Source organism: Rhodanobacteraceae bacterium, from assembly GCA_024234055.1.
In the GTDB taxonomy this organism is placed as follows: Bacteria; Pseudomonadota; Gammaproteobacteria; order Xanthomonadales; family SZUA-5; genus JADKFD01.
The window spans coordinates 622,538-633,496 of the sequence record JACKOW010000001.1 but is presented as its reverse complement, the minus strand read 5'-3'; the positions used below and the strand labels follow the sequence as shown (position 1 = coordinate 633,496).

Sequence of the window (10,959 nt, the reverse complement as noted above, 5' to 3'; positions counted from 1 at the left end):
AAAAGCGACGAGTATAGCGAGGCCGCGCGCTGCACTCGACGCCATCATGTCGGGCTCCGATCACGCAGATGCCGCGGACGCAGTCCGGACGCGAAGGCGGCAGCCAGATAACTCAGGCCACCCGCGGCCACGGCCAGTGACAACCACAGCAGCCGCTGCCAGGCACTGAGTGTGCCCGGCTCGGGCGTCTGAGCCGAGACCAGCCACACCGCAGCCGACGCCGCCAGGGTTGCCAGTGTCAATGACAGACCATAGCGACCCCAGCCGGAGCCCAGGCGATAGGCGCCCGAGCGCCGCAGCCAGTGGAACAGCAACCCGGCGTTGATATAGCCGGCCAGAGCACTCGACAACGCCAGTCCCGCATGCGCGCCAGGGCGCCCGGTCCAGACCCAGATACCGACGAAGATCACGTTCAGCACGATATTGGAGAGCATGCTGGCGATGCCGGCCTTGACCGGCGTTTTGGTGTCCTGACGGGCATAAAAGGCCGGCGCCAGCACCTTGACCGCGATGAAGGCCGGCAGACCCAGCGCCAGAGCCGCCAGACTGAGGCCCGACATCTGCGCATCCAGAGCACTGAATCGACCATAGCCGAACAGCGTCAGGAACATCGGCTCGGCCAGCAGAATCAGGAACACCGCCGCCGGCAGCGCAATGAACAGGCCCAGACGCAAACCCCAATCCACCGAATGGGTGAAGCCTTCGGGATCCTGCGCGGCATGCTTGCCTGAGAGGTGCGGCAGGATCACCGTGCCCAGCGCGACGCCGAAGATGCCAAGGGGAAACTCGAGCAATCGGTCGGTGTAGTACAGCCAGGTCACGCTACCCGTGACCAGAAAGGAGGCGATCAGGGTATCGACCAGCAGATTGACCTGAGCCACCGATGAGCCGAAAAGTGTCGGGATCATCAGCCTGAGAATCTTGCGTACACCGGCATCGCCCCAGCCCCAGCGCGGACGCGGCAACAAGCCTAGCCTGGCGAGTCCAGGCAACTGCAACAGCAACTGCAGCACGCCCCCGATCAGCACACCCCAGGCCAGCGCCTTGACCGGCTCGTCAAAAAATGGCGCCAGCCAGAGGGCGGCAGCGATCAGGGCGATGTTCAGCAGCACCGGCGACAGCGCCGGCAGCGCAAAGCGGCTGTAACTATTGAGGATGCCGCCGGCAAAGCCCGCCAGAGAGATCAGCAGGATGTAGGGAAAGGTGACCCGCAGCATCTGCGCGGTCAGCTCGAACTTCTCGGGCTTGTCGAGAAAGCCGGGAGCGAAGGCGGAGACGAAGGCCGGTGCGGCGAAGATGCCCAGGGACACGACGATCAGCAAGATCGCCGCCAGCGTGCCGCAGACATGATCGACAAAATGCCGCAGCGCCTCGCGATCACCTCGTTGGCGGTACTCGGCCAGCACCGGTACGAAGGCCAGCGAGAACGAACCCTCTGCAAACAGCCGGCGCATGAAATTGGGAATACGAAAGGCCACATAGAAGGCGTCGGTGGCCAGACTGGCGCCGAACTTCTGGGCGAACACCAGATCGCGGACAAAGCCCAGCACCCGCGAGAGCAAGGTCATGGCGCTGACGATGGCGGTGGAGCGAAGCAGTTTCATGCACGCGAGAGCAATCTCCGGAGGCGAGCAAGTCTAGTCGGCGCACAGGCCCGCACCGCGTCGAAGGTCGATCTGCCCGCGTTTGGGCTGCGATCGGTCGGAATTCGCGGGGTTCCAGCCGTGGTGTTGACGGGTTGTGACCCCAACTGTGGGAGCCCCGGTCGCCCCTGGCGGCGCACTTTTTCGCGCATCAAAGTGTCGGCGATCTCGGGGTCCATTTCTTGTCCGCCAAGGACGCAAAGGACGCGAAGATTTCAAAGCTTGGTCGGCTGAGCGGCGAAGTCTGACGACACAACCGGCTGACAACTTGGAATCGCTCTACTTTGCGTCCTTTGCGTCCTTTGCGGAAAATGTTTCTATTGAAGTACTTGCGGCATGTTTGGCGGGAGCGCGGGAAGCTGTCGCGGCTGAAGCCGCTCCCACAGTGGCGCCACGGCCAGAGCGGCTACCGTGGTCGCACCTGCTCGAAACTGAGGCCGAATCGGGCCAGATACTTGCGCAAACGATCGGCGTCATTGCTAGAGACCTTGCGCTCTCGGCTGACGTTGAACAAGACCCGCCCGGCTTCGCTCAGGTTGCGGGCAGCGCGACACACCGACACCACATCGCTCAGCTGCACCCGGTCAAAGCGATCCAGCCCGTCGGCCGCGTCGCCCAGTAGCGTGCGCAGATCGAGGCCGTCGACCGCATCGTTCGCGTGGCCGCTGGCACCCGTCCAGAGTCGCTTCAGACGCCCGATTTCCTCCTCCACGCCATCCACGGTGATGCGCCCATGGTCCGACAAGGTCGCCAGCCGCGTGATCGACGCCCCCAGATCCCGAAAATTGCCTGGCCACACGGCCTCCTTGCTGGTGGCAAACTGCAGGTAGCGCTCACGGGCTTCGCGATTGAAGGCCACGCGCTCGCCGTTGATACGTGCATGCCGCTCCAGTTCGAACTCCAGATTAGGTTCGATGTCCTCGGCGCGCTCCTTCAGTCCAGGCAGATAGAAAGTCCACAGGTTCAGCCGGGCAAACAGATCGTCACGGAAACGGCCTTCAGCGACCGCCTGCGACAGATCCCGATTGGTCCCAGCCAGCAGCTGAAAGTCGCTGCTGACTTCCTTGTCACCACCCAGAGGCGGAAAACGCTTGTCCTCGATGGCGCGCAGCAGCATGGCCTGCTCGTCCAGGCCCAGCTCGCCGATCTCATCGAGAAACAGCAGCCCCTGGTCAGCGCTCTTGAGAAAGCCGGCACGCTCACCCTGGGCGCCGGTGAAAGCGCCGCGCACATGGCCGAACAAGGCACTCCCGGCGCCATCGCCACGTAGCGTGGCGCAATTGACCTCGACAAAGCGGCCCTTCAGTTCGTGCCGATTCTTCTTCAGGTCGAACAGATTGCGCGCCAACATGCTCTTGCCGGCGCCAGTCGGGCCCATCAGCAGTATCGGCGCGCGCGAGCGTACCGCGACCCGCTCGATCTGTTCGATCATGCGATTGAAGGCCGGGCTGCGCGTGGCGATGCCGCTTTTCAGGAAGCTGGTGGTCTCCGCGCTTTCCAAGGCGAAGCGCTGGGCGATGCGGTCGTAACGGGCCAGATCCAGGTCGATGATCGAGTGCATGCCCGCCTCGCCAGCGCGCTGCTTGCGCGGCGGCGAGGTCTGCAACAATCGCCCCGGCACAAAGCGTGCCTCCGTCAGCAGGAACCAGCAGATCTGGGCGACATGCGTTCCCGTGGTGATGTGCACCAGATAATCTTCATGCTCCATGTCGAATTCGTAGTTGCGGACGAATTCGTACAGTCCGCCGTACATCTGCTCGAAATCCCAGGGGTCGGCCACGCGGAAGTCGTGCACGCGCAGTTCGGTATCCGGGCTGAGTTCACGCAGATCCTCCAGCACCTGGCCGACCACGGTCTTGAAGCGACGCTGGTCAACCAGGAGCTCGATGCGATCGGCGCCGAAGTCTTCGAACATGCCCAGACTGACCGTCGGCCGCCATTTTTCCCAGCGGTTCTTGCCCTGCCCGGCATCCAACTGGGTACCGAGGAAGCCGATCACCACTTTCTTTTTCATGGTGCTTCATCACCCTTTGCGGCGTCATGGCGCGCCACCTGTTTCGCCCCGACACTGGACCCACGACAGCACCGGGGAATCTAGCCAAGAATCATATTCGCTTGGATATAACTTATCCAGCGAGATAAATATCTTGACAGGTTCGCTTCTGTAGTAAATTTCGAATCCCAACAAAAAGCAATACATATCAATGTCTTGCGTAACCTGCGGATAAGCTGGCACGGATCATGTAATAGCTCCATCCGCGACGAGACTGTTTCTCGTCCTGAGGGAAACTCACCATGGCCAATCGATCCTTGTTTTCCAGCCAGCGCGCCGCCCAGAGCAATGTGCTCAATGCCGAGGGTGCGATTGCCTATGCGATGAGCGCGAAGCAGTCGCTGGCGCAACTGGCAATGACCGGCTGCCTCAACCAGACCTACTACGCCAGCGCCGAGCTGCAACTGGATCAGGTGCTGAAGTTGTGTTTCGAGGTCCCTGGTGAGTACCTGGCCAAGACGGCGGTGTATGCCCGAGAGCGCGGCCGCATGAAGGACATGCCAGCCTTGCTCTGCGCCTGGCTGGCCAGTTTCGACAGCGACCGCCTGGAGCAGGTGTTTGCCCGGGTGATCGATGACGGCGTGATGCTGCGCAACTTCGTGCAGATGCTGCGTTCCGGCACGGTGGCCCGAAAGAGCCTGGGTTCGCGTCCCAAGCGTCTGGTGCAGCAGTGGCTGGAGCGGTCCAGCGACGAGCGCCTGATTCGAGCCATGGTGGGACAGCAGCCCAGCCTGGCTGACGTGATCCGCATGGTGCATCCGCGCGCCGCTTCGATCGAGCGCTCGGCGCTGTACGGTTACCTGATCGGCAAGCCCGTAGACCATAGCCTGCTGCCGTCGGAACTGATTGCCTTCGAGCGTTTCAAACTCGATTCGCGTGCGCCGCTGCCCAAGCTGCCTTTTCAGTTGCTGACGGCGCAGCCGCTCGGTCGCGAGCACTGGGTGCAGATCGCACGCAATGCAAGCTGGACGCAGACGCGCATGAATCTGAACACCTTCATGCGTCATGGCGTTTTCGAGGAGCGGACCATGATCAAGCTGGTCGCCAAGCGCTTGGCAGACGAACGCGCCATTCGCAAGGCCCGGGCGTTTCCGTACCAGTTGCTCACGGCGTACCAGGCGGCACAGGCCGTGCCGCAGCCGATTCGCGAGGCACTGCGGGAGGCGACCGAGATTGCGGTGAGCAATGTGCCCTCGCTGACGGGCTCGGTGGCTGTGGCCATCGACGTTTCCGGATCGATGGGCTCGCCGGTCACCGGATATCGTCAGGGCGCGACGTCGGCAACGCGCTGCGTGGATGTCGCCGGCTTGATGGCGGCCGCAATCCTGGCGCGTAACAAGGGTGCCATGGTGTTGCCGTTCAACGATCGGGTACGGCCGTGGAATCGCGCCCGGGGCGGCGTGCTGGAAATAGCGCAATCGCTGGCGAGCCTGCTCGGCGGCGGAACCTGCATCAGCGCGCCACTGGAGCAGATCAACCGGATGGGAATGGCGCCGGACAATCTGATCATCCTGTCGGACAACCAGAGCTGGATCGACAACAGGCAGTCGGGCGCGACGGCAACGCAGTTGCAATGGCAACGGATCAAGCAACGCAATCCGTCAGCCAAACTGATCTGCGTGGATCTGCAGCCCTACACCAACAGCCAGGTGGCGAGACAGCAGGATGTGCTCAATGTCGGCGGGTTTGCCGATGCAGTGTTCGAGGTGATCGCGGAGTTCAGCGCAGATCGCTACAACACCGACCACTGGGTGCGTCAGATCGAGGCCGTGGATTTGACCTAAAGCTTGTTGGTTGTTGAAAGGCCGAGGCTGCGTCGAAAGGCGCAGCCTCGGATGAAGAGAGTGGAACTCGCAGCACGAATGCCGCCGGGACTACATGGATACGGCGCAAGCCCAGCCGGTTCAAGTCCGGCCATCCAAGCGCAAGCGCGGATGCTGTCCCGGCAATTTGGTCGTGTTGCCTGAGAAGACCCGTCAAGTAGTCCGCTTTGCGGACAACATGACCTACAACAGAACACGGCTCGCGATAGAACGTGAGTCAAAGCAGAATGGTGCTTCGCGTAGCGGCGAATGCAGGCAGGACTACATCTTTGGAATGTCCCGTCTTGCCGAAAACTTGTCGCCGCTACGCGCAGCGCCACGAATGCACGAAGGACTACATTAATCCAGGAGTCGTCGGTTCAAATCCGGCCGGACCTTCCGGTCCGTAGCTCAGCCAGGTAGAGCACTGCAGAACGTCTTTCACCCACTGGTCGTGCGCTGCACCTTGAAACAAGCGAGAAAGATCATGAACGCATCGAATTTTGAGTTGATCGAACAGCACGGTGGCGTGCCGATCAAGATGTTTACCCAGGGCGTGCCGGTCGAGGACGAGGCGCGTCGCCAGTTGATGGGATTGGCGCGCCTGCCGGTGGTCGGCCCCTTTGTGGCAGCGATGCCCGATGTGCATCTCGGCATCGGTGCGACCGTGGGTTCGGTCGTGCCTACCCGCGGCGCCATCATTCCGGCGGCCGTCGGCGTGGACATCGGCTGCGGCATGATCGCGGCGCGCACCAGCCTGGTGGCGGCCGATCTGCCGGACAATCTGGGCCCCTTGCGCAGCGCCATCGAGCGTGCGGTGCCGCATGGCCGCAGCAAGGGCGCGCGCGACAAGGGCGCCTGGGACAAGGCGCCGAAACTGACCGAAGCGGCCTGGCGCGGTCTGGAGACCGACTTCAAGCGCTTGTGCGAACTGCACCCGCGCTTGAACAAGACCAACAATTTCCGGCACCTGGGTACGCTCGGTACCGGCAATCACTTTGTCGAGATCTGTCTCGACGAAAGCGGTTCGGTGTGGGTGATGCTGCATTCGGGTTCGCGTGGCGTCGGTAACGCCATCGGCACCCATTTCATCGAGTTGGCACAGGCCGATATGCGCAACCACATCGCCAACCTGCCACACCGTGATCTGGCCTATTTCAGCGAGGGCTCGCCGCATTTCGATGACTACGTGTTTGCCGTGGGTTGGGCCCAGGCCTTCGCCCGCGAGAACCGCGCGATCATGCTGCGGCATACGCTGGAGGCGCTGCAGAAGATCGTTCCGAAGAAGTTCTCGGTCACCGAGGAGGCAGTCAACTGTCATCACAACTATGTGCAGAAGGAAACCCACTTCGGCGAGGAACTGTTCGTCACCCGCAAGGGTGCGGTCAGCGCTCGCGCCGGGCAGCTCGGGATCATCCCGGGCAGCATGGGTGCCAAGAGCTTCATCGTGCGCGGCCTCGGCAACGCGGATTCCCTGTGTTCGTGCTCGCACGGCGCCGGCCGGGTGATGAGCCGCACCCGGGCGAAGAAGGAGATCACGCTGGAGCAGCACCGCATCGCCACCGCTCACGTCGAATGCCGCAAGGACAACGATGTGATCGATGAGTCACCGGCCGCCTACAAGCCGATCGAAGCGGTCATGGCAGCACAACGCGATCTGGTCGAGATCGTGCATACGCTGCGCCAAGTGGTGTGCGTGAAGGGCTAAGTGCCAAGAGCCTTTAGTCCGCGAAGGACGCAAAGGACGGGAAGAAGAGCAATTTGAATAAGCGGCGACGATCCAAAGGTAGCAACGAAGGCCCCTGGCCGACGAGGCACCGGGTGATCGCTAGTTTGCGCCGCGCGAAGAGCCGTCGACAAACCTTTGGCAAACCACTGCACTGCTCTTCTTGGCGTCCTTTGCGTCCTTTGCGGACAAGAAAGCTCTACCCCACAGGAACAGAGTCATGACTACAAGCATCGAAATAGACGGCTCACAAGGCGAAGGCGGGGGTCAGATCCTGCGCACGGCGCTGACTTTGTCGGTGCTGACCGGCAGGTCCTTGCATGTGCGCCGGATTCGCGCGGGCCGGGCCAAGCCGGGACTGATGCGCCAGCACCTCACCTGCGTGAAGGCTGCCGCACAGATCAGCGCCGCAGATGTCAGTGGCGCCGAGATCGGATCAACGGAAATCCGCTTCGTGCCGAACACCATCGCCGCTGGCAGCCACCACTTCGCCATCGGCACCGCTGGCAGCACGATGCTGGTGTTGCAAACGGTGCTGCCTATCCTGTTGTGTGCCGGTGCCCCCAGTCGATTGACGCTGGAGGGCGGTACCCACAATGCCATGGCGCCGACAGCGGACTTCATCGAACACGGCTTTCTGCCGGTGCTCGCACGCATGGGTGCCCGTGTGCGCATGCAGGTCGAACGCCCCGGGTTCTTTCCTGCGGGCGGCGGGCGGGTCGTGGTCCAGATCGAACCGGGAACGCTGAGCCCCATCCGGCTGGTCGACCGCGGCAGCGCTGTCGGCATTCGCGCCCAGGCTGCCGTGGCAGGCATTCCGATGCACGTCGCACTGCGCGAACTGACGACCGTGGCCGATCGCTTCCAGTTGCGCCGCGAGCACCTGCAGGAGATCGACCTTGGCAGGCATGCCGGGCCAGGCAATGCGCTGACCCTGATGGCCCATTTCGATTCCATCACTGAGGTGGTGACCGCCCTCGGTGAGCGCCGACTCAGCGCCGAGCAGGTAGCTGCGGGCGCCTGCGATGCACTGGAGCAGTACCTGTCCTCTGCCGCGGTGGTCGGGGAGCACTTGTCTGACCAGCTGCTGTTGCCAATGATCTTGGCTGGCGGCGGCGAGTTTCTCATCGACCAGCCCAGCTCCCATCTGCGCAGCAATGCCGAGGTCATCGCTGCCTTTGGTCTCGGCCAGGTCAGCATCTCGGCCTGTCCGGGCACTCAAGGGGGGCATCACGTTGTCGTGCAAGCGCAGGCGACTGGCGCCTGAACGCGCGCCGCATGAAAATTGACTTCCAATGGATTCAGTCGCTATAGTCCGCGGTCTTTTGTTCAGCCCCAACCGTATTCGGAGTCGTTCGTGGCAAATATCAAGTCCGCCAAGAAGCGTGCGCGTCAAGCCGACAAGCGCAACGCTCACAATTCCAGCGTTCGTTCCATGCTGCGCACGGCCATCAAGAAAGTCGTGAAAGCCATCGAAGCTGGTGACAAATCCACCGCCGAAGGCGCCCTGAAGTCCGCCGTGCCGATCATTGATCGCATTTCGGCGCATGGCTTCATTCACAAGAACAAGGCTGCCCGTCACAAGAGCCGCCTGACCGCCGCCATCCGCAAGCTGGATGCCGCGCAGCCGGCCGCCTGATCGGCCGCTGAAGCAACATCGGAAAGGCCGGCTTGATGCCGGCCTTTTGTTTTGTTGATTTGCCTACGGCGTTGCCACGCTCGAGCTTCAAGTCCACGCCACGTTTACCGGCGCGATACTGCGCACGGGCCGTGGAAGCGGCGTCATTGCGAGCCACCTGTGTCGGTTCGACACTGCCCATGGGCCATGAACCCCGAATTTGCCCGTGGGAGCGACCTCGCGCCGCTAGGGCGCTTCTACCTCCGGCGCGCGCCTAAGGGTATCCAGCGCATCCATCGTGGCGTACACCAGCGGCTCCAGGCCGCGGCGCTCCAGCGCCGAGACCACGTAAACCGGACCCTTCCAGCGCAGACTGCGCTTCAGGGCCTTGGCTCGCGCCTCTGCCTCGCCCTCGGGCAGCATGTCGGCCTTGTTCAGCACCAGCCAGCGCGGTCGCTGCATCAGTTCCGGATCGAAGTTCTTAAGCTCCCGCTCGATCGCGCGCACCTGCTTGCTGCAGGAGGCCTGCTCCTCGAAGGGCACCAGATCGACGACGTGCCACAACAGACGGGTGCGCTGCAGATGCTTCAGAAACTGCACGCCCAGACCCGCACCCTCGGATGCACCCTCGATCAGTCCCGGAATATCAGCGACGACGAAGCTGCGATCCGCGGCCGCGCGGACCACGCCCAGATTGGGGTGCAGTGTAGTGAAGGGATAATCAGCAACCTTGGGCGTGGCTGCGGAAATCGAGCGGATCAAGGTTGACTTGCCGGCATTGGGAAAACCGAGCAAGCCGACATCGGCAAGCACCTTGAGCTCCAGCTGCAGCTCGCGCTCCTCGCCCGGCGTACCGGGCGTGGCCTTGCGCGGCGCACGATTGACCGAACTCTTGAAATGGATGTTGCCCTTGCCGCCCATGCCACCCTGCGCCACCAGCAAGGTCTGGCCATGCTCGGTCAGATCACCGATGGTTTCTTCGGTGCCCGCATCCATCACCACGGTGCCCACCGGCACGCGGATGACCAGGTCCTCGCCGGCACGCCCATAGCATTGCCGACCCATGCCGTTCTGCCCACGCTCGGCCCGGAAACTGCGCTGATGGCGAAAGTCGATCAGCGTGTTCAGACCCTCATCGGCAATCAGACGAACACTGCCGCCGTCGCCGCCATCGCCGCCGTCGGGTCCGCCCAGCGGGATGAACTTCTCGCGACGAAAACTGACGCAGCCATTGCCGCCCTTGCCAGCGTGCACCTGGATTCGCGCTTCATCGACGAATTTCATGATCCTGGAAACCTCATGCCTTGGTGCGGAAACAAAAAACCCCGCACGCGGCGGGGCTCTTGCTTGCACGCAGGGCGCAATGATTACTCGGAAACGACGCTCACAAAGCGACGATTCAGGGGCCCACCGACGTGGAACTTGACCGTGCCACCCGTCAGCGCAAACAGCGTGTGATCGCGACCCAGACCGACATTGGCGCCGGGATGGAAACGCGTACCGCGCTGACGCACGATGATGTTGCCCGGAGCAACCGCCTGGCCGCCGAAGAGCTTCACACCGAGATACTTGGGATTGGAGTCGCGACCGTTGCGGGTCGAACCACCAGCCTTTTTATGTGCCATGACTTAATCCTTCTGAACGAGCCCGAGATCAGGCGTTGATACCCGTGATCTCGATTTCGGTGTAGTGCTGACGATGACCCTGCTGCTTGCGATGGTGCTTGCGACGACGGAAGTGCACGATGTACACCTTGTCGGCACGGCCATGGCTCTTCACCGTGGCAGCTACCTTCGCGCCCGAAACCAGGGGTGCGCCAACGGTAATGCTGTCGCCATCGGCAACCAGCATCACCTGATCGAGTTCGATCGAATCGCCTTCGGCGACATTCAGCTTCTCTACCTTGAGAACGTCACCGGGGGCTGCACGATACTGCTTGCCACCAGTCGCAAATACGGCGTACATGACGAGACCTCGTCCATTGAGTCGCAAAACAAAGGAGCGGAACTATAACCGGATGCAGCCGTCCGGTCAATGAACGGAAGCCGTTACTTCGATGCACTCGAACAGAGCATCACAATCGGGTAAGTTGACCGCGCGCACAACGTAGAATGCAG

The 10,959-nt window shown here is 62.3% G+C and carries 9 protein-coding genes; 4 read left to right on the top strand and 5 right to left on the bottom strand.

Going from position 1 to position 10,959, the window contains the following annotated elements; genetic code table 11:
- Positions 1 to 44: 44 nt before the first annotated feature.
- Positions 45 to 1,604, bottom strand: coding sequence for a murein biosynthesis integral membrane protein MurJ (murJ, locus tag H7A19_02520; protein MCP5473697.1), 1,560 nt, complete (start codon positions 1,602 to 1,604; stop codon positions 45 to 47).
- 445 nt (positions 1,605 to 2,049) lie between these two features.
- Positions 2,050 to 3,657: a sigma 54-interacting transcriptional regulator gene (locus H7A19_02515; protein MCP5473696.1), complete on the bottom strand. Its 1,608-nt coding sequence runs from the start codon at positions 3,655 to 3,657 to the stop codon at positions 2,050 to 2,052.
- Between the two features lie 281 nt (positions 3,658 to 3,938).
- On the opposite strand from H7A19_02515, the gene H7A19_02510 reads away from it, so the two are divergent.
- The 4 genes from H7A19_02510 to rpsT all read left to right on the top strand — a co-directional run bounded on the left by H7A19_02510 (position 3,939) and on the right by rpsT (position 8,863).
- Positions 3,939 to 5,480, top strand: a complete 1,542-nt coding sequence (locus tag H7A19_02510; protein MCP5473695.1) for a TROVE domain-containing protein — start codon at positions 3,939 to 3,941, stop codon at positions 5,478 to 5,480.
- A gap of 505 nt (positions 5,481 to 5,985) precedes the next feature.
- Complete coding sequence (locus H7A19_02505) at positions 5,986 to 7,206, top strand: RtcB family protein (GenBank protein ID MCP5473694.1); 1,221 nt, start codon at positions 5,986 to 5,988, stop codon at positions 7,204 to 7,206.
- 238 nt (positions 7,207 to 7,444) lie between these two features.
- Positions 7,445 to 8,491, top strand: coding sequence for an RNA 3'-terminal phosphate cyclase (locus tag H7A19_02500; GenBank protein MCP5473693.1), 1,047 nt, complete (start codon positions 7,445 to 7,447; stop codon positions 8,489 to 8,491).
- 90 nt (positions 8,492 to 8,581) lie between these two features.
- Positions 8,582 to 8,863, top strand: a complete 282-nt coding sequence (gene rpsT / locus H7A19_02495) for a 30S ribosomal protein S20 (protein MCP5473692.1) — start codon at positions 8,582 to 8,584, stop codon at positions 8,861 to 8,863.
- A gap of 225 nt (positions 8,864 to 9,088) precedes the next feature.
- Here the strand turns inward: rpsT and obgE are convergent, their stop codons facing one another.
- From obgE to rplU, 3 genes are all read right to left on the bottom strand, one after another.
- Positions 9,089 to 10,126, bottom strand: a complete 1,038-nt coding sequence (obgE, locus tag H7A19_02490) for a GTPase ObgE (protein MCP5473691.1) — start codon at positions 10,124 to 10,126, stop codon at positions 9,089 to 9,091.
- Positions 10,127 to 10,209: 83 nt separating this feature from the next.
- Positions 10,210 to 10,467 carry a 50S ribosomal protein L27 gene (gene rpmA, locus H7A19_02485; GenBank protein ID MCP5473690.1) on the bottom strand — a complete coding sequence of 86 codons (258 nt, stop codon included), beginning with the start codon at positions 10,465 to 10,467 and terminating at the stop codon, positions 10,210 to 10,212.
- Positions 10,468 to 10,495: 28 nt separating this feature from the next.
- Positions 10,496 to 10,807, bottom strand: coding sequence for a 50S ribosomal protein L21 (rplU, locus tag H7A19_02480; protein ID MCP5473689.1), 312 nt, complete (start codon positions 10,805 to 10,807; stop codon positions 10,496 to 10,498).
- Positions 10,808 to 10,959 lie beyond the last annotated feature (152 nt).